Source organism: Vibrio sp. 1-Bac 57 (genome assembly GCF_037546855.1).
Classification (GTDB): domain Bacteria; phylum Pseudomonadota; class Gammaproteobacteria; order Enterobacterales; family Psychromonadaceae; genus Psychromonas.
The window spans coordinates 1-22,598 of record NZ_JALAAC010000048.1 but is presented as its reverse complement, the minus strand read 5'-3'; the positions used below and the strand labels follow the sequence as shown (position 1 = coordinate 22,598).

The window sequence follows — 22,598 nt, the reverse complement described above, 5'->3', positions numbered from 1 at the left end:
GGTCCTTAATTTAAAATCTGCGGGTAATTGGGCTGAAAAATTCAAAGTAGGCGATCTCAGGGGCTAAAAAAAACCACCATTTGGTAGCTTTTTTCTTTCGTAAAACGGGTGTTATGGTAAATAAGTCACATAAAATAATTATTTACCATAGTTTCATAATTTTTGATTGCCATAAGGCTGTTCTCGGGTAGACAAGTTCCATAACATATCAATATCATATAAGTAATGCTCTGCTAAGAGCTTTAAATTGCTATTAGTTATAAACAAACGAATGGTGTCATTATTGCTTCTTTCTGTAAAAGCAAAAGTATCTTCAGATAACTTAACGAAAAAAGACTCACTAAGATTCAATGTCTTTTCTTTAAATGGTAATTCATAGGTTAATGATTTTCCAGAGGATAAATCTACACTCCACAATTTACTATTTGTAAGTAAGAAATATAACTTTCCATTTGATTCAACGACTAGGTTCCTTAGGTGTTCTGAAGGAAGTGTAGCTACTTCAGAAACTTTACCATGCTCCAATCTGTACAAACGGCTAGATTTAAGTTTCGTAGGAGTATTTTCAAATTTATGCTCTGTTGTTGCTAAATAAACCTGATGATTACTCGTCACCACAAAGGTAGGAAACATCCAATGAATAGGCTCATTATTTAATCTTTCAATTTTGTAAGATTTCAAGTTAATTCTAAATACATCACTCTTATGAGAAATCGTATAAAGAAAATCACCTACTACTTTAAATGCTTTAACAGTCCCAATTGGAAGACGTTTTTCTACTTTTAAGCTAGATAAATCGACTATAACTATGTTGCTGTACATCTCATCTGGTTGGAAAACAGATGGAAAAGTTTGTGAATTATTTCCATCATTAAAAACTAAGTTAGTGTTAAATATAATTTTTTCTTTATAAAAATCAAAATAAGTAACACCATCACGAGTATCCTCCAAAAATTTTTTTTGGAGGCCATTTAACTGAATTCCGCTTTTTGGTCGAAACATAGAAGGAGTGATACCGAGAGAAGGCAATAATTGTTGAGTATGAATAAACCCAACATCGAAAGGGATCATCGATACTTGAGGGAACCATGCCCCTCTGATCTCTATATTATTTTTTCGTTCAATTAAACGAGTACCATCAAATGTGACATGTATATATTTATTGAAAGCATTGACAATAATGTCTCCTGCTTTGCTATCTGATGGTGAAATCGCTTTGACAGAAAAAGAAGTTAATACTATTAGTATCATTATTAAAAATTTCATGTCGACTCTACTATTTTTAATAATCTAAAATTATTTACCATAAAAACCTCTTCTGAATATTGCATTCGGGTGATTATAAATATCCTCAGGCATAACATAAAGACCGCCACCGAACTCAACTTTTCGACCTTCTTCTGATAGCCATTCGTTATCTTTAAATGCATAACGCAACGCATTCCACACTAATTTACTACAATACTGAGTAGAATGGGGTTCTAGGGATTTTCCCCTCTAAAGTAACATAAATCGCCACAACCCTCGCAGTTAATGGCTTGTGGAGCTGGGTTACCTTTCATTTTAGACTTCATTTTCAACAATAGGCCTAGTTATTTCCTGTAAATCAGGTAGTTTGCGGTTACTAGCGAACTGATAAGTGCCGCTCAGATTAATGTTCTGCCATGCAACGGGTGATACTTGTCGAGTTATTGCTGCTTTTTCCTCGTCACCAACTTCTTCAAAGTGCAGTAATAGATGACTTAGGATCATCGAGTTAAAGTAGATAATAGCATTTGCCGTCAAACGGGCACACTCGTTCCAGACGACTATTTCTGATTCGTTTTTTCCACGGAACTGGTCACGATTGACCGATGCAATAGCTCGCCTGAGGAAATGCCAGGCTTCGCCTCGGTTCAGTGCTCGTTGAACATATTGGCGCAGACTTGCATCATCAATATAATCAAGTAAATATTGGGCTTTGATGAGCCTATTATATTCCGTTAATGCTTGTAATATAGGGTGTCTAGATGGATAACCAGATAATTTGCGTACTAGCAATGCCTGTGTTGTGCGTTTTTCTTGAAGGGATAACACAATACGCTGAATATCCTGCCAGCCTTCTTCAATCACATTCATTTTTATCGGCTTTTTCAGCGCCAGATGCGTGTTTCCGTCGTCGCTTTCAGTTACGTTAAATAGGTCATTGATCACACTGGTGAACTGAGCATACCTAGGCGCAAAACTATAACCGCATAAATCCAATAAGGCATAATTAACATGATTAACACCATGGGTGTCGGTTGAGAGGACATCTGGCTTAAGATCACTAGTATTAGATTGTAGTAAGTCGTAAATATAATGGGACTCATGCTCATTAGATCCTATGATACGGGCATTTAACGCACTATGATTGGCAACTAACGTCATGGCCGTAATACCTTTGTTGGTGCCGAAGTATTTCGAGGAGTAGCGAGTTTTAAAAGTCTCAAGGTGAGTTTCAAATTTTTGCCCATCGGTACTGGCGTGCAGGACGTCTTCTTGGATGTGATAGTGGCGGAAAATAGGGAGTGCCGCTACTGCGTTATTGATGATATCACTAGCCTCTTGCAAGGTTTCAGGCCTAATATAATTAGCTTGTATAGTGCTTAGATGCTCATAACTGCGATCAGATATTTGTGCCATCCCATATACGCCGCGATGTGTCGCATTCGCAATTAGAATAGCCAATAAATCATCCTGATTGGCGCCTACTTGTTTTTGTATTGGCAGCACGTGTGCGAAGCATTGCATAAAGTTGGTTTCTTGTTCAACATAACGCAACACATCAGCAATACTGACGGGGATCATTTGTTTAAAGAAAGGGTTGTTGACAAGTGATTGGGAGCCTTTAACTGGCAGTCGCCATCGTGTGCCACTTCGGCTCTTCATGATCACATTGCGGTTATCACCATTATCAATGTGACGAGCAACATCTTCTAGGGATGTTGTTAAGCGTATTTGTTTTACTTGCAGTAGCTTCTGAATCGGCTGCTTTAGCTTTTCCAATGTTGATGATGCCAATAGATCAGGCTGTATTGACGATGCAATTAAGTCGTCTTCTAGCGCACGATATTTAGTGACGTTTGATAAGTAAATTCGACCATTAAGCCGAGAAGCCAGTTGACGGTAAAGCAACCATTCGTATCGCTGTGGATGAACAACATCCTTGTTAATTAACCATGGACGATGTTTTTGTTGGATAAGTGTACTATCCATTGTTTGCAATGTATTACCTGCTAATAGTTCTGTTTTTGTGGTTTTGAGCTGGGTCACTAATGCTTCTGAGCCTTTACCTGCTTGGCATTCAAGACATAGAAACACGGGCCTTAATAACTGCTCAATTAACCCGTTTTGATCATCATAATATTGCCATTGATATTCTTCTACCGTGCGTTTTTGCTTTTTTAAGTACAGGCATAGCGTTTCTATATCTTGGTTATTCATTACACTTAATGCTTGTTGCCTAACCGTTGCAAATGGTTGATTATCGTCGATACTGTCATCAACAAACAGATGCAGTAATTCTGCGGCTTTGGTGACATTGTCTGCAGCTGACCTCCATGAGTCAAACACTGCCTGTTGGGCAAACGCATGCGCAGCTTCTTGTTGTTTACGGATATGATGAATAAACCCATCAGCCAATCGCTCTAGGCTTTGCCGTATGCGTTGAGTCAGAAAACACAGCAACCATAGGTGTTGCTGTGGACGCTTAAAGCGTTTTAGTTTACTGCCATAATAATCCACCATTTCACCGAAGTGTTGTTGGTTTTTAGACGATAAGGCTAAGCCCTTAACAGCATTATCAATCTGTCTTGTATAAGGCTGTAACTGATGATACACCGTCAGTTCTTTTTTTAGCTCTGTCACCATAACGCTTTTTGCACCGGCTCGAAGCTGGCTTAAGGAGAGCCCATCTTTGTCATCGATAATAGTATTTAGAAATCCGTGTAGTTCAGATGAAACATGAATACGAAGCTTATTATTTAACGCCTTCTTGACCTGTTGGATAACACGACTGATAAGCTTTTGTAAGACAGTATATTTAGGGATGGCAATTCTATGCGTTGCTAGATATTCAGCGGCTGCATCGAATAGATAACGAGGCTCAAGCCAAGCTTTGCCGACCATAACAAGATGTTCGTACAGCGGCGCAAAGTGCAGACTTTCGTCCCATTTCTGATAGTTTAATAACCTCAGTATTCTTTGATATATACGGTCACGCTGCATCTTATTAATGCTGAAAGGCCTGATCCCTTTGCCTCCTTGAACTTGCGTTGAAATAAACTGCATATCGTCAAAGATGAGGTTAAAGCTAGGTGAAAGAATCACAGGCTTAGACTTAAAATACCCTAATAACGCAATGAAATAGCATCGGTGGTTCCTTAGGCGAATACTTTTCAACTCTGTTAACTCGATCTCGTTTGGCGTAAAATACAATCGTTGTTGTTCAAGTGATAATAGCGGCGGAGAATATAGATCAAGCTGCTCAGCTTTGGTAAGAATTGATAGTTCGTTTTTTATAGCCATAGGAATTAAATTAAGTTTAAGGGGTTGTTAACCTCATAATTTGCCATACTTTGGAGAAGTAACCCACCTTTGTATGCCTTTAAATATGGTGAGTATGGCGATTTATGTTACTTTAGAGGGGAAAATCCCTAGAACCCCATCTAAGAAAACGATTGAAGCAATTGAAATGAGGATCGCCTAAAACAGCATATAACGCGTTCTCAGCAACTTTCCACTTTAGCTATACAATCACAAGCGCACACTTGTTAATTCTAGTGTGTATAGCTCCAGTGACGCCTTTTTTTGACAACATTCGTTTTCGCAATATAAGATCTTAAAGATCCTTTTTTTAGTTTATAAAGATACTCTGTAATAGGTCGCTCAAGTGCTGGGGATTTTTCCCTACGGGAAACCGTGTGGACAAGCCATGGACAGACAAGCTGCCCACAACTTGACACACACTAATCACCCAGACTCACTCCCTAAATTAGTTAGATTATTCATATTGATCTAAAAAACAAACCCAGGGGATAACCCCCCCCTAGTAATCTGATGTACACCGTACTTTACACTTTTTAGGTGTTTAAAAGATGCTTGTAACTTGTATTAATAGTCATGCGAGAAATACCAGATACTCGACTTACAGTCGTTTGATTTACGCGTTTATCGTTCCGTTTTAGGTGAGCTATAGCGAGTTTGATCTTCTGCTCAGTGTTCTGTTTACGCTGTAAGTTTGTTTGTTGGGCAGCCACGGCCTGTTTATCACGTAGATTTAGCCCTCCCTGCCATTCTTCTATCTGTTTTGCATCACGCCCACGGTTTTTCCCATTTCCGCTTCCCGTGTAATGATCCCAGGTCCACCTAGCTACGCTCTTCGCTGTCGATTTTAAAGATGAATAAGGCAATGCATTATTAAATGTATTTAACCGCTCAGATGCTACCATGCACCGGTCTAACCAGTTATCATAGTTACTTGATTCTCTAGCCGCATTAACGTGCTTGTACGCCCACCATCGCAATTCATCGAATAAAATACAGTGTCGACCGAATCCCGTCTGATCGCGTTTTCTCGGTTTCGGGATATCCATATCGACATAATCAGCCAATTCATCAAGTGAATATGGCTGAATCGCAGGTGTTAGTGTGTGCCAACGGAGATTCAGAGGGTTTTTAGAGATCAGCCCTCCGTAGCCAGTGTCAGAATCTAATCGAGCCATGAGACCACGCTCTACACGTTGCAAATAAGCTTTAGGTTTTGGTTTTGACCTATCAGTCAACGACACAAACGTCTCGAGTCGATAGAGATAGTGCGCATGGCCGTTCATGGGATTTAGCATCAGATAGTTAGGTGCGGGGGCTCCACAGTCCTCCCACCACGAATATCCATCAGCACGATCAATATCAAACGCCAGAAAATGTACGAGTAGCTCGGGGTTGTGTTGGATATGCGATCGCTTTATTGCAAGCTCTTTAGGGAGCCGTTGTAAGCCATAGTTAAGATTATCTGACGCATAGGGTATGTGCGGTAAACACTGAAAATAAGCGTTCAGTGTTGATTCTAATATTTTAGCGTTTGCCATTATCCCCGCCCCTAACTGCATTGTTCGCAGTTAAAAAACGAGGAAAAAGTTTGATATTATGTCTATTAAACATTATTATTCTTCTCGTAATTCGATGGAACCTCTAGTTGCTAAGCGTCGCCAAACACAGAAGCACTAGGGGTTTTTTCACATCTGAAGCTTGTCAAAAACAAACTCTAGCTCTTATAAATTTTAAGTTGCTAGAATACTATTTTATTTTGAGAAAAAAAAGGGTTCATTTTTTGAACCATTAATCCCCAAAACTCAATCATTTGCAGTATAAAATCTCAGTCGTAAAAATACATTTGATTCATGCTTAATATGCATTTATCAATTTACTGATCAGCTCCCCTTTTGATAATTTGGTTTCAGTCATTAATGCTTCAAGTTTTTGGTTTGCTGAATACTCAATTTTACACTGTAATCTCAATCCATTTTTTTGCTCTGGTTTTCGCAACTCGCAGAGTTGTGTAAAGCTTATCAGTTCCTGATTTTGATAGGTAACATAAAAAATGTGCTTATTGCCTGGTCGTAATTCCGCCTTTAAAAATGGTAAATCAACTTGTTGGTTTGTCATTTTTAGAGGAAACAAGCGTAGCGCGTTAGTCAGCCGCGAATAAAAATGTGTTCAACCCTAGATGATTTGCGGCGAGCGGAGATGCTCGAGAACGCCGCAAATCATCTAGGGCATCACACATTTTTGGGCGCAACAGCACCCGCTATGTAGAATCCTACAGATTCTATACATAGCGGGTGCTGTTGTGGCATTTCTATTGCTTTACGCAACAAAAATTACGCTACAAAATAAAACCTTGTATAACAAGTCTGTTTTAGATTAAAATGATCAAACGTTAGCCCTTGTGGCAGTCCTGGCCTTTGAAGCCTAATCATTATAATGATTACGTGCAATTCATTGGCTCACGTTGTTCCGATCACCGTCACAGTCAGGTAGAACTGTGAAATACGTATCGTGTCTATGGGGGTATGCGCCCTAGTTAACAATGCATCTGTCGCCACGTTAAACCGACAGCCCGATCTCAAAGAATGGGAATGCCAACGGAGTAGTTTAACAACGAGTTTCACTGCGTTAATGTGAACGAAAATAGGTGTGAACAGTCAGCCTTACTAATCGAAAAATAGTAAAAATGGCGAACGGCATAGCCGTCTAAATACATTGTATTTAGCTAGTTCTTACAATTTTTATACTTGAGCTTTAAGAGGAGCATTATGATATTTGATCCTATAGCTGCAGGCGAAGCGGCAAAAAAAGAGCGTAAATTACGACAAGGAAAAAATTATAAAAAACGAACTTCTAAACTTGAGCCATTCCGTCCAGAAATTGTCTCAATGTTCCTAAAAAATATTTCCCTAGACCTGATCGCAGTTCATTTACATAAAACACATGGTCAAAAAGCAGCTCGTAGCACTATACACCGATATTTAAAATCAATCGGGGTAACACGTAATGGCTAGAGGGCATTTCGCAAAATCAGAATCTCAGGCTGCTTCTGTGATGAAAGAGGTACAAGGGAAAGGAAATGTTATTGAATCTAAAGGAACAGTCAGAAACTACGAAACGGCTTTAAAAATTTGCTGCGACTATTTAAAAGAATATAAATTAGGTTCACTAAGAGAATTAACCCCCGATCAAGCACATACCTACCTAGAAATACGCGCCTCAGAAAATGCTCAAAGTACGATAGATTTAGATCGAGATGCTATTCAGTGCATGATGCGACATGTCACGCACAAGATTAAACAGAATGAATGTTTAACATCTGTTCCATCTGAACTAGAAACAATTAAAAAATCTCGCTCATATACACCTGACCAAGTATTAAGAATCATTGAACATCAAACAGAACGCCACGCAATATCTACAGAAATCTGTCAGAAAGCTGGTCTTAGAGCGCACGAACTATACACTCTACGACCGATAGGAGAGATTCAACCATCTCCCCGCGAGGTGCACCCTAATAAATTTTCGCACATGCCCAGCCAAACAAAAAGTTACACTGTAACAGGAAAAGGAGGGTTAATTCGCGAAATACGTCTCCCGACAGATTTAGCAAAACGGTTAGAATCACGCCGGTTAGATACTCCTAAGACCGAAATAGATCGAAAAATAACCTATACAACCTATTACGATATTGCAGCAGGACATCGTTTTTCTGATGCCTTTAGCAAAGCAAGTAATCGATCCCTCGGCTACAGTAATGGAGCTCATGGACTACGACACAGTTACGCGCAAGATCGTTATGAACAACTGGCCAACTATCTACCACGCCTAGATGTAATGAAATGCGTATCACAAGAATTAGGCCATTTTCGACCTGAAATTACAGAGGTGTATCTACGATGAGTAATAAAAAAAAAATAATGATATTGGGATTTTTAAGCGTCATTGTTCTTTCCGGACTTTTTGCGTTTACATCATATTTTGACTACTTCTCCCCCGATGACAACATTGGGATAGCCATTTTAAAATCAGACCAACAAGGCGAATACTGGGAAATTGTAACTACAGGAAAATCCACACTTTGGTACCAATGGCAACATTGGCCCTATATCGGTCTATTTTTTCTCGCAATAGTGGCCTTGATTAGTCTATTTTTAGGATTTATCAAAAAAGTTTCGGATCAAGAAATAATAGAAAAAAAACAAGAACTAGTCGATCAAATAGAAGAATTAAAGAGAACTCAGATTGAGTTTGAACAGAGAAAAACTGAGAAAATAGAAAAAGAATTTGTTCGTAAACGCCTATCTATCGAGAAAATAAGAGACGAGGCATTAAATACAAATAAACAAGGGAAATTAGCACTAACAGAGGCCGAACGCATCAACAAAAGAACGAATCATAGCCACAAATCTCAAGATAGGGAAAATCGTAGCAAACTATCTCAACGTGATCGACTAAGAGAGCAAAAGCGTGTGATTGCAAAGTTTTTACAAATTTCCGGATGGACATTACCAGATGGAACTCCCTTTACCTATAACTCACTTCTAAACTACTCTCAAAAATATGACCTCTAATATTACATTGTAACAAGCGAGCATTTTGATAATAGCTAAGGGAAAATTCACTGCATTTAATCACTTTTATGTTAAATAGCTCATTTCATAAGTTATGGGCACAAAAAACCGCAGCTAAGCGGTTTTTATATTTTATTTTTACATCACTTAGATTACTGCTTTAATTCCATTACGATCGATCAAAGATAACAAACGTAAAGCCGCTCCCTGAGGTTTAGACTTTCCTTGTTCCCATTTCTGTACGCTTTCACTACTCATATTTAAAATTGTAGCGAGTACACCTTGGCTAATATGTTCTCGTTTTCTTATAGATTGAATCTTATCGGCTCCAATTTCATCAAGTTTAGCATCTAACGTAAGAGCATTAATTTTACGCATCGTTATTTGATCAATTGAGCCATTAGAATGAAAACGATCAGCCATAGCTTGAATTTTTTCTAATCGTAAATCAGTCATTTTTAACCTCTCTTAATAACTTTTCTAATATATTAGTTTGAATCTGTTCTTCTGTTAAATTTCGCAAACTTTCTCCAAACAACTTATAAGCTTCTAACAGTTTATTAGGGATCTCTTTACCTTTCTTTGGTATATCGCATTTACGCCATCCCGCAATAAAAAAGATCCTATCTCCTTTTTGGAGAGCTACAACACTGCGATTAGCATTACGTTTACTTATTCCTGGTGATGCGATCCGTTTTTTAAAAAGCTTATTCATATCTAGATTGCCATCATGCAATCCACCATCTAATTCTTTAGCAACCTGATTAATCATAGAGTCATTAACATTCGCTAATTTCATAAACTCTTCGAATTCATCTGTAACAAAAATTTTCACTTTACTTCCTATAAACAAACTATAGTACACGGTACCATAGTTTGTTTATTTTTGTTAATACTTTAACGGGGAAATTAGATCCACATAATCGTTGTTATATTAAATTGCTAGTTTTGATCTATATCCGAGATAATTTAAGGGCCATACGTGCATACTTTTACTTTCGGAAGGTAGTACTTCACAAGCAGGAAAACTGACGTGCTGTTATTTAATACAAAAATAATCCACAGTTACAACACACTAACTCACAACCAAAAGTTACAGTGTAACTTTTATTAAAGAGTCTTAACTAAAACCCCTCTTCATCCAATCGCTTTGCAGCACTTAAAATAGCTTCACTAGGTTTTCTGGAATTATCACAAACCACCATAATAAATTGAGCAAATTGTTCATTGGTTAATTTTATTTCAGATAAAGATCTAGCTTCAATACATTCAGTTTTCTCGGACATAAAATTTTATTCTCATTGTAAATAACACTAACTAATTATACATACATACATACGGTAAATGTCCGTAAGTGATTATTTAGGTGAAAGCTAGAAAAAGTGGTTTAATATAAACTTTCATATGTGTATTATACGTACAATACACATATAAATAACACATAGGTAACGTATGATTTATGTAATATGCAATGAGAAAGGTGGTGCAGGAAAGAGCAGTATTGCACAATCACTAGCAGTATATTTAAAACTAGAAAAAGATATCGATGCTTTGCTTGTTGATGCTGATCCACAGAGAACGACAGCTGAGTGGGCAGGAGAAAGAGCAGAATCAGAGTTACCTGACATTTTATGCATAGAGCTCACTGGTAATATCACAACTCAACTCAAAAAATTAGAAAAACAATATGATTCCATTATTGTCGATTGTGGGGGGGCAGATTCAAAAGCGATGCGTTCATCTTTAGCAGTGGCAAATATTGCATTATTGCCATTTAGAGCCAAGCGAAGAGATCTAAAAGTAGCTCCATCTATGGCTGAGATTATAGATATGGCAAGAACCATTAATCCTAATTTAAAAGTTCACACCGTAATCACACAAGCACCGACTTTACCAAGCCAGGGATATAGAATACAGGGAGCAAAAACGTTATTAGAATCGTTAAATCTCAACCCTCTAAAATATGTAACCCGAAATTTAAATGCCTGGGATGATGCAGATGAAGCCGGTCAAAGCGTTCTAGAGTGGCAATATGATAAAAAAGCCGGTGAAGATGCAAAAAATGTATTTAATGAATTATTAGAGGGGAATAAGTAATGGCTAAAAGTCCATTTGGCGATATAACTGCAAAAAATAAAACCACTAACTTTATAGATAATGCAAAGGTTGATGGCAATAATACAGCTCAACAGGACAGGAGAGGAGCAAGCTATAAAGATCCAAAAACCGGAAAAACAATAAAGTTAGGAGGTAAAATATTGCAAGTTCCTTTAAATGAATATGAATTGAATATTCTGACAGAAGCTGCACTACAAGAAGGATTACCCCTAGCAACATTTTTAAGAGCCACAGCCTTAAAATACGTAAACAACAAGTAATAAACACATGTATATTACGTTTTTTATACGTATAAAATACATTTAAACATATTAAGTTAGTACCTTGCTTTCTTCTAAAAGTTACACTGTAATAATTAGAGTGTTATTTTGCTTATCACAGACAAAATAAAAAACACATACTAATGGAAACGCAATGAGCAAAAAAATAGTTTTTAAAAACAAAAAGAAATGGTCTGCTTTGATAAAAAATGCACGACAAAACGAGATGTCCCTGGCTTTATTTATTTCGTTGCTGGATCAAGTAAAACAAGTTAAGAAGGTAGAGCGAGAGCGGAAAAAATTCGGCGACTATTTAAAATGGGAAGATGCGAATAGCAAAGGTAGTTTTTACTTAAGCGTCCCAATTTATAGTAAAAAAGATAATAAACCAACAGGTATGACGCGCATGATATTCGACCGGAAAGAAGTTCCGATCGAATTTCAATACTTACTTAAACATAAACTTGATCTTTAAGGTTACACTGTAACAAAGGCCGCCAATTTGGTAGCCTTTTAGCAATGCGCTTAACGGGTGTTATGGTAAATAAAGAAGAAAAAGTAATTCATTGGAATAAATTATGGACAAAAAAAAGAAACCATAAGGCTTCCTTTTTTTTATCTCGGTCTTTTTTCGACTAGACTAGTCGGGTTTGCTGCTCTCAAATCCCATAGGCTGTTTGCTCTTATCGCTGGCTACCTAAGCGCTCCACAGATTCCATTACATGATTAAAGACAGGGGGAACTCATACCCGGTCTATAATCACCATATTAATATATTGACACCCCACGTCAAGTTAAACATTAATTTAAACATTAATTTAAACATTAATTTAAACATTAATTTAAACATTAATTTAAACATTAATTTATTTACGGTAACGCATCTTCTTACGTATATTACCATTCAGAGGACTGAACAAGCATAAGGCATCAATGCTGCTTTCTTTGTTTTCTTTCATTAATAAATCTTTCGCAGTGATTAATGTACAGCCAGTCGCAAATAAATCATCGACTAATAAAATCCTCTTACTTTCATTAACACTATTTACTACGCTAAGAGGCTGAATATATATTCTATTCTTTGTTTTTACATCGCTTAAAGAAAACGTTTTATTTTCACTTTCTGCCTTTGTGATTGCATTAAAAATATCAGTCTTTGCTGCATGGGGGATATTTTTATTATTTATTTGAATTCGAACATCTTCACTTGTTGATTTCCTAAATACATCTTCAAGAAGAACACTTCCTTGAAACTTTCTAGTTATTCTTTTAGCTAGTACTTTTGCAATAATGTGACTCGATGGCATTGGGATAACTAAATCGTATGACTTTCCAAATTCATTATGTGAATCATATAGTTTACTTATTATTATTTTCATAGTGATTGATAAAGCTCTAATTGAATCTTTATTAACGTAAAGATTACGCTTTCCCTTTAATCCATAAATAAAGGGACAGTTATCTCCTATTGGTTTACCAGGCCCACTGTATCCGTAACGCTTAAAAATAGAAAAAACATTCATTTTGTTTTGTTTACATAATGTAATTGTCGATGAGGGATTTCTATCTGAAGTAGTGATACCAAAATCATCTATTGTATGATCAATTGAAACTAAACCGTTATTAACAACAAAACCCAAAATAAACCTCTCATGAACCCATTTATTACAATAATCTAGCCACCATATTTTATGTTTCTAGATAATACTCCCCTGTAATATCACATGCAAAAGCCTTTAAAATTGAACACTAAGAAGTTTTAAGAAGCCCCATTTGTGATTTCCTTTCTACTGAATACACTATTCAGATTGCCGCTATGGAATTATTTTAAAATTAACCAGAGGGGAGAAACTAAAGCAGCAGATTAGGAAAGTTACAGTGTAACTTTTTGAGAATACTCAAATACAAAAAAGACCACCGATGGAGTAGCCTTTTGGAGATCATCTGACGGGTGTTATGGTAAATGCTTTTCATAAAGTAAAATAAACCGCATTCAGATGGTAGATAACACCTAACGGTTCGTTAGGTGTTTAAACAACTTGCTCACACGACCGATCCTTATCAGTTATGCTTTTTTTAATGGCAGTGATAAGTACCTTTTTTTGTATCATTATGACAGCCTTCTGAATTAGTTCGGCCACCATGAGCAAATGCGATTGATGAAATGAAGCTTGCAACAACTAAAACAAGTAGAGTTTTTTTCATATTTTAAAATCCGTTATTAATTTATATTTTGCTAGAAAATACGATTAAGACACCTACAGATGCCTTTTGGTATAAAGCTACATCCAGTTTTCCCACCTTTAGTCCCTTTATGAACTTCTTTGGTCGGTTTATGTTAAGTGTGGCTTGTCTGCCTTTACATAAGGTTTGAATTCACTATGAGTTAACATAGTTTTGTTTAGCTCTTTCTTTGCTCTTGGCCCTGTATTTTCTCTCAAGTACTCTCGGTTAGAAATTGATTTTGATTTATCAACTAAACCAAGATGATAATTTAACTCGTAGTCCTCTGAAAAATTTACATAGTCATGATCACTAACACTCATATTTTAATATCCTTCAATAAATATTACGTATGCAAAATTACATATGTAATAGACATGAATGATACATGGTTTAAACATAACATAAAATTTTTATGAAAAAATTATGCGAAACACACCTAATGAACATTATGTTAAATCATTGAGTTACAGTGTAACTATTATTAGGTCTTAATTTAAAATCTGCGGGTAATTGGGCTGAAAAATGTAAAGTAGGCGATCTCAGGAAATAAAAAAGGCCACCATTTAGGTAGCCTTTTTCTATACGATTAAAATATATAGATCATTTTTTTTTCGATGGTTTTAATGCAGGAGTATTTCCTGGTGTATCTTTGTTATCACGTCGACGTTGATCTACTTTACCTGTTGATTTAGCAATTGGCTTTGGGCCTGGTTTAAGTGACATAATATAATTCCTCTGTTTTATCTCCTAGATACTAACTAAAAGATTGCTTTAAAATTTTCGAAAGATAATTAAATCAAGCAAAACGTCTAACTTTAAAAGGAGTAATATCAGTATCAAAAACCATATTCTCTGCTTCCCAAGTATCTAAATTTGCTTGCATCATTATCCATATACCAACACCAGTTCCAGTTGCTTCGGCTAATCGACGAGCCATAGAATGAGAACATTTAGCTTTGCCATTTACAAATTCACTTAATGCTTTTCTGGTTACGCCTAAACTAGCCGCTGCTGATGTTATAGATATATTTCTTTCATCCAAAACCGTATTTTTGAAAAACGCTCCTGGGTGTGAAGGTTTCCTCATTTTTTTCATATTATCCTCTAAAGCTCTTAACCTTTAGGTGAAGAGCTTAAGTAAAGGCGGCCTTATTTTTAATTTAAGACCATAATCAAGTTAACGAGCTTTTATTGATTTTCCATGATAATCGAGATAATCAAGAAAAACAGCTCCGTCATCTGTTATCTGAAAGGTAATTCGCCAATTACCGTTTACTTCTAAACTATAAACCCCTTTTCCAGAACCTTTTTTCTCTGAAAATTTATCTCGGTAAATAGCTTTCAAATCTGCTGGGTGATGTGATGCTTCAACAGCATCCAATATAAACCCAACATTTGTAATGTGATTAGGATTTAATCCACTTTCATCACCGTTGTAAAAGAATTTTTTAAGTCCTTTGTGAGAGAAACTTTTAATAGCCAAATTGAGGCCCTCCGCTTGTGATTAGTAAAATATTTAATGTTATTCATAGGTGATTCCTTTAATTAAAGTTGTTTCAAATATGCCTAACTATTGAATATTTTTTATTTCACATAGGGCCATTATATTGCAACAACCAATCGTAACCTGTAACGTTGCAGGTGTCAACTAGTGGTTGTTAAATTAAACCTAAAATTATCTTTCAAAATACATTCACAAAATGCCTATTATGTTAAATAGCCATTTTAAGTGGCAAAAATGGCTGTTCCATAAAAAACCGACCTCGAAAATCGTATTCTCAGGTGTTTTAAATAGCAATTAGTGCCATTATTCACCTGTAATTTTGCAACGAAAATGGCGCCATTTTGATCGCCTAAATTGGTTTTTGTGTTTCAATCTAAAAATTGACTGAAACACGAGAAACAACGACTTTTCTATTTTTTGTCACTGCCTTTTTTCAGGTTTAATAATTCCTGCGTTAAACGTGCATGCTCTGTTGCATATGTTGTCATTTCCTTTTTTTGTTCGCTTCGTAGATTTTCAATAGACGCTTTCAACTCTGCTTTATCACTAACAAGTTGGTCATTTATAGCCAGTGCGGTTTTTGCCTCGGCGGTGGAGCTGGATAGCTCTGTTCGTAGTTGCGTGACCGTGTCACTTAATTCCGTTTTAACGAGTTGAATTTGCTCTAATTTCCCCTCGGCATGATCTGCGCGGCTATTTGCTGCTGTAATATCCGCCCGTAAATCTGATAATTCTGCAGTTAAATGTGTGATTTCATTACGCTGCCCGATCATCATTGTTTCTGCCGTTGTAGCCTTTTTTTCTGCATCTTTAGCCGCTATTTGTGCCAGTTTCAACTCATTCATCAAATCCTCAATGCGAGTTTCATTACGTGCATTAATATCGCTTAATCGTTGTAATTCGTCGGTTTTGGCCTCTAGTGCTTCAATTGATTCGTTAGCTAGATTAGTGGTCTCTGCTAACTCAGCTTGTAACTGTTCGATTTCAACGGACATCTGATCCGCGACTTCGGCTGCTTCGTGCTGCTCCGCCTCTATTTCGGCCTGAGCTTCTTTTAATGCTCTCCGTTCGGTATCTAATTTAGCCTCTGCCGATGCCGTCGCGGTTGTCCATAATGAACTGGCTAATTGTGTTGCTGACTCAACAACATTATCGGGGATCTGGATCGGTTGAGGCTGGTTTGATGCCTCCTGCTGATTTTTCCATTCACTCATAAACTCGCTAATCGTCGTATATGAACCGCCGCCCAAGGCGCTACGTACCTTTGCAAGTGTTGGTCTTACGGTTTGTTCTACCAGTTCATCAGCAACTTTGAAAACCTGCTCTCTTGTTATAGCCATGATTGAACCCCTGTATTTTTGTAAAATGTAATATTGTATTTTGTAATATGTTGTATGATACTACATATTATTACAATATAAAAGCATTACAGTGTATTTTTTACAACTTTTACAAATAAGAGGATTTATGAAAATTCGATTGATGGGACAACCCGATCTAGTGAGGCGTTGGCAGCGTGAATTAGAGCGCAGTTATTGCGTCAAAGGTCGTGAATATGCAAACAGAGGAAACGATCCACAAGTTCGTATCTATTTTGATTTAGATGATCGGGAAGCAGAAGCTATTCTAAATCAAATTAACGATCAGCCAAAAAAACAAACCCGATCATCAAAAACAAAACCCGAAAAACCACAACAGAAAAAACAGCGATATGAACGGGATATAACACCTCAAAAAAAGAAAATCGCAGATCTAAGGGGTTCTAGGGATTTTCCCCTCTAAAGTAACATAAATCGCCACAACCCTCGCAGTTAATGGCTTGTGGAGCTGGGTTACCTTTCATTTTAGACTTCATTTTCAACAATAGGCCTAGTTATTTCCTGTAAATCAGGTAGTTTGCGGTTACTAGCGAACTGATAAGTGCCGCTCAGATTAATGTTCTGCCATGCAACGGGTGATACTTGTCGAGTTATTGCTGCTTTTTCCTCGTCACCAACTTCTTCAAAGTGCAGTAATAGATGACTTAGGATCATCGAGTTAAAGTAGATAATAGCATTTGCCGTCAAACGGGCACACTCGTTCCAGACGACTATTTCTGATTCGTTTTTTCCACGGAACTGGTCACGATTGACCGATGCAATAGCTCGCCTGAGGAAATGCCAGGCTTCGCCTCGGTTCAGTGCTCGTTGAACATATTGGCGCAGACTTGCATCATCAATATAATCAAGTAAATATTGGGCTTTGATGAGCCTATTATATTCCGTTAATGCTTGTAATATAGGGTGTCTAGATGGATAACCAGATAATTTGCGTACTAGCAATGCCTGTGTTGTGCGTTTTTCTTGAAGGGATAACACAATACGCTGAATATCCTGCCAGCCTTCTTCAATCACATTCATTTTTATCGGCTTTTTCAGCGCCAGATGCGTGTTTCCGTCGTCGCTTTCAGTTACGTTAAATAGGTCATTGATCACACTGGTGAACTGAGCATACCTAGGCGCAAAACTATAACCGCATAAATCCAATAAGGCATAATTAACATGATTAACACCATGGGTGTCGGTTGAGAGGACATCTGGCTTAAGATCACTAGTATTAGATTGTAGTAAGTCGTAAATATAATGGGACTCATGCTCATTAGATCCTATGATACGGGCATTTAACGCACTATGATTGGCAACTAACGTCATGGCCGTAATACCTTTGTTGGTGCCGAAGTATTTCGAGGAGTAGCGAGTTTTAAAAGTCTCAAGGTGAGTTTCAAATTTTTGCCCATCGGTACTGGCGTGCAGGACGTCTTCTTGGATGTGATAGTGGCGGAAAATAGGGAGTGCCGCTACTGCGTTATTGATGATATCACTAGCCTCTTGCAAGGTTTCAGGCCTAATATAATTAGCTTGTATAGTGCTTAGATGCTCATAACTGCGATCAGATATTTGTGCCATCCCATATACGCCGCGATGTGTCGCATTCGCAATTAGAATAGCCAATAAATCATCCTGATTGGCGCCTACTTGTTTTTGTATTGGCAGCACGTGTGCGAAGCATTGCATAAAGTTGGTTTCTTGTTCAACATAACGCAACACATCAGCAATACTGACGGGGATCATTTGTTTAAAGAAAGGGTTGTTGACAAGTGATTGGGAGCCTTTAACTGGCAGTCGCCATCGTGTGCCACTTCGGCTCTTCATGATCACATTGCGGTTATCACCATTATCAATGTGACGAGCAACATCTTCTAGGGATGTTGTTAAGCGTATTTGTTTTACTTGCAGTAGCTTCTGAATCGGCTGCTTTAGCTTTTCCAATGTTGATGATGCCAATAGATCAGGCTGTATTGACGATGCAATTAAGTCGTCTTCTAGCGCACGATATTTAGTGACGTTTGATAAGTAAATTCGACCATTAAGCCGAGAAGCCAGTTGACGGTAAAGCAACCATTCGTATCGCTGTGGATGAACAACATCCTTGTTAATTAACCATGGACGATGTTTTTGTTGGATAAGTGTACTATCCATTGTTTGCAATGTATTACCTGCTAATAGTTCTGTTTTTGTGGTTTTGAGCTGGGTCACTAATGCTTCTGAGCCTTTACCTGCTTGGCATTCAAGACATAGAAACACGGGCCTTAATAACTGCTCAATTAACCCGTTTTGATCATCATAATATTGCCATTGATATTCTTCTACCGTGCGTTTTTGCTTTTTTAAGTACAGGCATAGCGTTTCTATATCTTGGTTATTCATTACACTTAATGCTTGTTGCCTAACCGTTGCAAATGGTTGATTATCGTCGATACTGTCATCAACAAACAGATGCAGTAATTCTGCGGCTTTGGTGACATTGTCTGCAGCTGACCTCCATGAGTCAAACACTGCCTGTTGGGCAAACGCATGCGCAGCTTCTTGTTGTTTACGGATATGATGAATAAACCCATCAGCCAATCGCTCTAGGCTTTGCCGTATGCGTTGAGTCAGAAAACACAGCAACCATAGGTGTTGCTGTGGACGCTTAAAGCGTTTTAGTTTACTGCCATAATAATCCACCATTTCACCGAAGTGTTGTTGGTTTTTAGACGATAAGGCTAAGCCCTTAACAGCATTATCAATCTGTCTTGTATAAGGCTGTAACTGATGATACACCGTCAGTTCTTTTTTTAGCTCTGTCACCATAACGCTTTTTGCACCGGCTCGAAGCTGGCTTAAGGAGAGCCCATCTTTGTCATCGATAATAGTATTTAGAAATCCGTGTAGTTCAGATGAAACATGAATACGAAGCTTATTATTTAACGCCTTCTTGACCTGTTGGATAACACGACTGATAAGCTTTTGTAAGACAGTATATTTAGGGATGGCAATTCTATGCGTTGCTAGATATTCAGCGGCTGCATCGAATAGATAACGAGGCTCAAGCCAAGCTTTGCCGACCATAACAAGATGTTCGTACAGCGGCGCAAAGTGCAGACTTTCGTCCCATTTCTGATAGTTTAATAACCTCAGTATTCTTTGATATATACGGTCACGCTGCATCTTATTAATGCTGAAAGGCCTGATCCCTTTGCCTCCTTGAACTTGCGTTGAAATAAACTGCATATCGTCAAAGATGAGGTTAAAGCTAGGTGAAAGAATCACAGGCTTAGACTTAAAATACCCTAATAACGCAATGAAATAGCATCGGTGGTTCCTTAGGCGAATACTTTTCAACTCTGTTAACTCGATCTCGTTTGGCGTAAAATACAATCGTTGTTGTTCAAGTGATAATAGCGGCGGAGAATATAGATCAAGCTGCTCAGCTTTGGTAAGAATTGATAGTTCGTTTTTTATAGCCATAGGAATTAAATTAAGTTTAAGGGGTTGTTAACCTCATAATTTGCCATACTTTGGAGAAGTAACCCACCTTTGTATGCCTTTAAATATGGTGAGTATGGCGATTTATGTTACTTTAGAGGGGAAAATCCCTAGAACCCCAACGTGAGCCATCAACTGACCTTCGCTGACTACGAGTTCAATGGCAAACACCGCCAGACCCGCAAAGAAATCCCCCTTTTGTTCGGATCTCCCTAATTTATCAAAGGCTATGCACATACACATTTTCAAGAATACTTGTCGCGTGAAAAATAAAAATCACTGGCGATAGATTTAAAATTACTACCGTTAGCACTGCCCCATAGACAGCATCATTTATTATTACCCTGGATGGACATATATTTTTCATCTAATTGTGCAGAGAATCCAACTATTAATGATTTCAGCCCGAAATGGAAGGCCGTTTCAGCAGTGGTTCTCGTCTGAACATTAAATGCCTCCTGTAATAATGGTGGCACAGCGTCCATCACTGTATTGTATTCTGTCGGGTTTGTGGCTTGCTCTTCCAATACTGCACCCAGCGTAAAATGGCTGATAGATTGCAGAATGAAAAGAGCCTCCTCGACCGAAAACCCTGCATCGCATAGACAGCGTAGTTGCGCCTCTGCTTGTTCAAACTGGGGGGGCGTAGGAGAGGTCCCTATGTGCAATCGGGCTCCATCACGATGGACCAATAATGCTTTACGGAAACTCAGAGCATTTTCCTGGAGAAACTGCTGCCAACTCTCAGTCGGTAACGGTACTGAACGGGTGTGATGCTTCGCCAGTATTGCCTCTGAAAGCATGTTCATAAGGGTCTGCTTGTTGCGCACGTGCCAATACAGAGTCGGTTGCTCAATTTTGAGGGACTGCGCCAGCTTACGCGTAGTCAGGCCCTCTAGCCCTTCTCTGTCCAGCAGGGTGAGCGCCATTGAAATTACGTCGTCCAAGCTTAGTCGTGCCATCACTATCTCCTTTCGCTGTTGACAATCTATCACTGATAGAGTAACTTTTCAAACCCTATCACCGATAGAGAGCGTTAACTATGAACCGCACTGTGATGATGGCACTGGTCATCATTTTTTTAGATGCCATAGGGATTGGCATAATTATGCCTGTCTTACCGGCGTTATTACGGGAGTTTGTTGGAAAGGCTAATGTTGCGGAGAACTACGGTGTTTTATTGGCGCTGTATGCAATGATGCAAGTGATTTTTGCCCCTCTTCTCGGCCGCTGGTCAGATCGCATAGGTCGTCGCCCTGTATTATTACTTTCACTTTTAGGTGCAACACTGGACTACGCATTAATGGCAACAGCCAGCGTAGTGTGGGTGTTGTATCTGGGACGCTTAATTGCTGGTATTACCGGTGCGACTGGAGCTGTTGCAGCCTCAACAATTGCCGATGTCACACCTGAGGAATCCAGGACACATTGGTTTGGTATGATGAGTGCCTGTTTTGGTGGCGGTATGATTGCTGGACCAGTCATTGGTGGTTTTGCAGGTCAACTTTCGGTACAGGCACCGTTTATGTTCGCTGCTGCCATTAACGGGCTGGCATTTCTGGTCTCCCTATTCATTTTACATGAGACCCATAATGCTAATCAGGTTAGTGACGAGATAAAGAATGAAACAATCAATGAAACCACATCCTCCATACGCGAGATGATCTCCCCATTATCGGGATTGCTAGTTGTCTTTTTCATCATTCAATTGATTGGCCAAATCCCTGCAACATTATGGGTTTTATTCGGAGAAGAGCGCTTCGCATGGGATGGCGTAATGGTCGGTGTTTCATTGGCTGTGTTTGGGCTTACACACGCTCTGTTTCAAGGACTTGCTGCTGGTTTTATCGCTAAACATTTGGGAGAACAGAGAGCTATCGTGGTTGGCATCTTGGCTGATGGCTGTGGCCTACTTTTATTGGCAGTCATTACGCAAAGCTGGATGGTTTGGCCAGTTGTGCTGTTACTCGCTTGTGGTGGCATAACTCTTCCCGCTTTGCAGGGAATTATATCTGTTCGTGTCGGTCAGGTAGCACAGGGACAATTGCAAGGGTTGCTGACCAGTTTGACACACCTCACGGGTGTAATCGGTCCACTTATTTTTGCATTTTTGTATAGTGCAACCCACGAATCTTGGAATGGTTGGGTGTGGATAGTTGGATGCGGATTGTATGTAGTTGCACTGACTATACTGAGGTTTTTCTATCCCGGCAGGGCAGTCCACCCGAAAAATCAGAGCAATTCACAGCCATTTCTTTAAATGGTAATGGTAACTGAATGCCCCCAATTCCTAGACGTGAAACCGACCGTTGCACAGCATCAGAAATTGTGAATGTAACACATTGGACTACTACGAGAACCTACAATGCAAGCCATATTATTTGAGTAGTATTAACGCTACTCCATAACGACTGTCGCCATACTGAAAGTATGGTAAACAGAATAAAGAACTGTCCTCCACAATTGCAAGCCACCATGCCAATCTGTCAGCGCATAATGACTG

The 22,598-nt window shown here is 38.4% G+C and carries 23 protein-coding genes; 8 read left to right on the top strand and 15 right to left on the bottom strand.

All coding sequences use genetic code 11. The annotated features are described in order from the left end of the window. Positions 1 to 153 precede the first annotated feature (153 nt). From MT391_RS19185 to MT391_RS19175, 3 genes are all read right to left on the bottom strand, one after another. Positions 154 to 1,266 (bottom strand): hypothetical protein, encoded by a 1,113-nt coding sequence (locus MT391_RS19185; protein ID WP_499442857.1) that lies wholly within the window; start codon positions 1,264 to 1,266, stop codon positions 154 to 156. A gap of 297 nt (positions 1,267 to 1,563) precedes the next feature. Beyond that, positions 1,564 to 4,548 carry a Tn3-like element ISKox2 family transposase gene (locus MT391_RS19180; RefSeq protein ID WP_008126957.1) on the bottom strand — a complete coding sequence of 995 codons (2,985 nt, stop codon included), beginning with the start codon at positions 4,546 to 4,548 and terminating at the stop codon, positions 1,564 to 1,566. Positions 4,549 to 5,102: 554 nt separating this feature from the next. Further along, the gene (locus MT391_RS19175) at positions 5,103 to 6,107 is read right to left on the bottom strand and encodes a replication initiation protein (RefSeq protein WP_499499590.1); all 1,005 of its coding nucleotides are present in this window, start codon (positions 6,105 to 6,107) and stop codon (positions 5,103 to 5,105) included. A gap of 1,227 nt (positions 6,108 to 7,334) precedes the next feature. On the opposite strand from MT391_RS19175, the gene MT391_RS19170 reads away from it, so the two are divergent. The 3 genes from MT391_RS19170 to MT391_RS19160 are packed head-to-tail and all read left to right on the top strand — an operon-like array spanning position 7,335 to position 9,140. Beyond that, the gene (locus MT391_RS19170; protein ID WP_499499588.1) at positions 7,335 to 7,580 is read left to right on the top strand and encodes a hypothetical protein; all 246 of its coding nucleotides are present in this window, start codon (positions 7,335 to 7,337) and stop codon (positions 7,578 to 7,580) included. After that, entirely contained in the window at positions 7,573 to 8,469 is an 897-nt protein-coding gene (locus MT391_RS19165; protein ID WP_499499586.1) for a site-specific integrase, read from the top strand. Before MT391_RS19170 ends, MT391_RS19165 begins: the two co-directional genes overlap by 8 nt. Next, positions 8,466 to 9,140, top strand: a complete 675-nt coding sequence (locus MT391_RS19160; RefSeq protein WP_499499584.1) for a hypothetical protein — start codon at positions 8,466 to 8,468, stop codon at positions 9,138 to 9,140. Before MT391_RS19165 ends, MT391_RS19160 begins: the two co-directional genes overlap by 4 nt. Positions 9,141 to 9,287: 147 nt before the next feature. Here MT391_RS19160 and MT391_RS19155 read toward each other — a convergent pair whose 3' ends face one another. The 3 genes from MT391_RS19155 to MT391_RS19145 form a co-directional block, all read right to left on the bottom strand. After that, positions 9,288 to 9,596 carry a helix-turn-helix domain-containing protein gene (locus MT391_RS19155; RefSeq protein WP_499499582.1) on the bottom strand — a complete coding sequence of 103 codons (309 nt, stop codon included), beginning with the start codon at positions 9,594 to 9,596 and terminating at the stop codon, positions 9,288 to 9,290. Continuing rightward, on the bottom strand, positions 9,589 to 9,975 hold the full coding sequence (locus MT391_RS19150; protein WP_499499580.1) for a type II toxin-antitoxin system RelE/ParE family toxin: 387 nt from the start codon (positions 9,973 to 9,975) through the stop codon (positions 9,589 to 9,591). The genes MT391_RS19155 and MT391_RS19150 overlap by 8 nt, the downstream gene beginning before the upstream one ends. 289 nt (positions 9,976 to 10,264) lie before the next feature. After that, positions 10,265 to 10,426 (bottom strand): hypothetical protein, encoded by a 162-nt coding sequence (locus MT391_RS19145; protein ID WP_499499579.1) that lies wholly within the window; start codon positions 10,424 to 10,426, stop codon positions 10,265 to 10,267. Positions 10,427 to 10,592: 166 nt separating this feature from the next. Here MT391_RS19145 and MT391_RS19140 point away from each other — a divergent pair, with 166 nt between their 5' ends. From MT391_RS19140 to MT391_RS19130, 3 genes are all read left to right on the top strand, one after another. After that, positions 10,593 to 11,237 (top strand): nucleotide-binding protein, encoded by a 645-nt coding sequence (locus MT391_RS19140; protein ID WP_499499577.1) that lies wholly within the window; start codon positions 10,593 to 10,595, stop codon positions 11,235 to 11,237. After that, positions 11,237 to 11,518 (top strand): hypothetical protein, encoded by a 282-nt coding sequence (locus MT391_RS19135; protein WP_499499575.1) that lies wholly within the window; start codon positions 11,237 to 11,239, stop codon positions 11,516 to 11,518. The genes MT391_RS19140 and MT391_RS19135 overlap by 1 nt, the downstream gene beginning before the upstream one ends. 154 nt (positions 11,519 to 11,672) lie before the next feature. Beyond that, complete coding sequence (locus tag MT391_RS19130) at positions 11,673 to 11,993, top strand: hypothetical protein (RefSeq protein ID WP_499499574.1); 321 nt, start codon at positions 11,673 to 11,675, stop codon at positions 11,991 to 11,993. A 391-nt stretch (positions 11,994 to 12,384) separates the two neighbouring features. On the opposite strand, the gene MT391_RS19125 is transcribed toward MT391_RS19130, so the two are convergent. From MT391_RS19125 to MT391_RS19095, 7 genes are all read right to left on the bottom strand, one after another. Beyond that, positions 12,385 to 13,158: a phosphoribosyltransferase gene (locus MT391_RS19125; RefSeq protein WP_499499573.1), complete on the bottom strand. Its 774-nt coding sequence runs from the start codon at positions 13,156 to 13,158 to the stop codon at positions 12,385 to 12,387. A gap of 436 nt (positions 13,159 to 13,594) precedes the next feature. Then, positions 13,595 to 13,723 (bottom strand): YHYH domain-containing protein, encoded by a 129-nt coding sequence (locus MT391_RS19120; RefSeq protein WP_499499571.1) that lies wholly within the window; start codon positions 13,721 to 13,723, stop codon positions 13,595 to 13,597. Positions 13,724 to 13,851: 128 nt separating this feature from the next. Then, positions 13,852 to 14,064, bottom strand: coding sequence for a hypothetical protein (locus MT391_RS19115; protein ID WP_499499569.1), 213 nt, complete (start codon positions 14,062 to 14,064; stop codon positions 13,852 to 13,854). 280 nt (positions 14,065 to 14,344) lie between these two features. Further along, entirely contained in the window at positions 14,345 to 14,467 is a 123-nt protein-coding gene (locus tag MT391_RS19110) for a hypothetical protein (protein ID WP_499499567.1), read from the bottom strand. Positions 14,468 to 14,540: 73 nt separating this feature from the next. Continuing rightward, the gene (locus MT391_RS19105) at positions 14,541 to 14,840 is read right to left on the bottom strand and encodes a HigA family addiction module antitoxin (protein ID WP_499499565.1); all 300 of its coding nucleotides are present in this window, start codon (positions 14,838 to 14,840) and stop codon (positions 14,541 to 14,543) included. An 81-nt stretch (positions 14,841 to 14,921) separates the two neighbouring features. Beyond that, positions 14,922 to 15,227: a type II toxin-antitoxin system RelE/ParE family toxin gene (locus MT391_RS19100; RefSeq protein WP_499499563.1), complete on the bottom strand. Its 306-nt coding sequence runs from the start codon at positions 15,225 to 15,227 to the stop codon at positions 14,922 to 14,924. Positions 15,228 to 15,658: 431 nt separating this feature from the next. Beyond that, the gene (locus MT391_RS19095; RefSeq protein ID WP_499499561.1) at positions 15,659 to 16,588 is read right to left on the bottom strand and encodes a DNA-binding protein; all 930 of its coding nucleotides are present in this window, start codon (positions 16,586 to 16,588) and stop codon (positions 15,659 to 15,661) included. 127 nt (positions 16,589 to 16,715) lie between these two features. On the opposite strand from MT391_RS19095, the gene MT391_RS19090 reads away from it, so the two are divergent. Further along, the gene (locus tag MT391_RS19090) at positions 16,716 to 17,030 is read left to right on the top strand and encodes a hypothetical protein (RefSeq protein WP_499499559.1); all 315 of its coding nucleotides are present in this window, start codon (positions 16,716 to 16,718) and stop codon (positions 17,028 to 17,030) included. A gap of 62 nt (positions 17,031 to 17,092) precedes the next feature. On the opposite strand, the gene MT391_RS19085 is transcribed toward MT391_RS19090, so the two are convergent. Continuing rightward, positions 17,093 to 20,077, bottom strand: coding sequence for a Tn3-like element ISKox2 family transposase (locus MT391_RS19085; protein WP_008126957.1), 2,985 nt, complete (start codon positions 20,075 to 20,077; stop codon positions 17,093 to 17,095). Positions 20,078 to 20,424: 347 nt separating this feature from the next. Beyond that, the gene (locus tag MT391_RS19080; RefSeq protein WP_011899269.1) at positions 20,425 to 21,057 is read right to left on the bottom strand and encodes a tetracycline resistance transcriptional repressor TetR(E); all 633 of its coding nucleotides are present in this window, start codon (positions 21,055 to 21,057) and stop codon (positions 20,425 to 20,427) included. An 80-nt stretch (positions 21,058 to 21,137) separates the two neighbouring features. Between MT391_RS19080 and tet(E) the strand changes: the two genes are divergently transcribed. Further along, positions 21,138 to 22,355, top strand: coding sequence for a tetracycline efflux MFS transporter Tet(E) (gene tet(E) / locus MT391_RS19075; protein ID WP_499499557.1), 1,218 nt, complete (start codon positions 21,138 to 21,140; stop codon positions 22,353 to 22,355). The last annotated feature ends 243 nt before the right edge of the window (positions 22,356 to 22,598 follow it).

Bases quoted from the DNA above. Each gene is read 5' to 3' on its own strand.
- MT391_RS19185 (WP_499442857.1), bottom strand. From the start codon at position 1,266: ATGAAATTTTTAATAATGATACTAATAGTATTAACTTCTTTTTCTGTC.
- MT391_RS19180 (WP_008126957.1), bottom strand. From the start codon at position 4,548: ATGGCTATAAAAAACGAACTATCAATTCTTACCAAAGCTGAGCAGCTT.
- MT391_RS19175 (WP_499499590.1), bottom strand. From the start codon at position 6,107: ATGGCAAACGCTAAAATATTAGAATCAACACTGAACGCTTATTTTCAG.
- MT391_RS19170 (WP_499499588.1), top strand. From the start codon at position 7,335: ATGATATTTGATCCTATAGCTGCAGGCGAAGCGGCAAAAAAAGAGCGT.
- MT391_RS19165 (WP_499499586.1), top strand. From the start codon at position 7,573: ATGGCTAGAGGGCATTTCGCAAAATCAGAATCTCAGGCTGCTTCTGTG.
- MT391_RS19160 (WP_499499584.1), top strand. From the start codon at position 8,466: ATGAGTAATAAAAAAAAAATAATGATATTGGGATTTTTAAGCGTCATT.
- MT391_RS19155 (WP_499499582.1), bottom strand. From the start codon at position 9,596: ATGACTGATTTACGATTAGAAAAAATTCAAGCTATGGCTGATCGTTTT.
- MT391_RS19145 (WP_499499579.1), bottom strand. From the start codon at position 10,426: ATGTCCGAGAAAACTGAATGTATTGAAGCTAGATCTTTATCTGAAATA.
- MT391_RS19140 (WP_499499577.1), top strand. From the start codon at position 10,593: ATGATTTATGTAATATGCAATGAGAAAGGTGGTGCAGGAAAGAGCAGT.
- MT391_RS19135 (WP_499499575.1), top strand. From the start codon at position 11,237: ATGGCTAAAAGTCCATTTGGCGATATAACTGCAAAAAATAAAACCACT.
- MT391_RS19130 (WP_499499574.1), top strand. From the start codon at position 11,673: ATGAGCAAAAAAATAGTTTTTAAAAACAAAAAGAAATGGTCTGCTTTG.
- MT391_RS19120 (WP_499499571.1), bottom strand. From the start codon at position 13,723: ATGAAAAAAACTCTACTTGTTTTAGTTGTTGCAAGCTTCATTTCATCA.
- MT391_RS19115 (WP_499499569.1), bottom strand. From the start codon at position 14,064: ATGAGTGTTAGTGATCATGACTATGTAAATTTTTCAGAGGACTACGAG.
- MT391_RS19110 (WP_499499567.1), bottom strand. From the start codon at position 14,467: ATGTCACTTAAACCAGGCCCAAAGCCAATTGCTAAATCAACAGGTAAA.
- MT391_RS19105 (WP_499499565.1), bottom strand. From the start codon at position 14,840: ATGAAAAAAATGAGGAAACCTTCACACCCAGGAGCGTTTTTCAAAAAT.
- MT391_RS19095 (WP_499499561.1), bottom strand. From the start codon at position 16,588: ATGGCTATAACAAGAGAGCAGGTTTTCAAAGTTGCTGATGAACTGGTA.
- MT391_RS19090 (WP_499499559.1), top strand. From the start codon at position 16,716: ATGAAAATTCGATTGATGGGACAACCCGATCTAGTGAGGCGTTGGCAG.
- MT391_RS19085 (WP_008126957.1), bottom strand. From the start codon at position 20,077: ATGGCTATAAAAAACGAACTATCAATTCTTACCAAAGCTGAGCAGCTT.
- MT391_RS19080 (WP_011899269.1), bottom strand. From the start codon at position 21,057: ATGGCACGACTAAGCTTGGACGACGTAATTTCAATGGCGCTCACCCTG.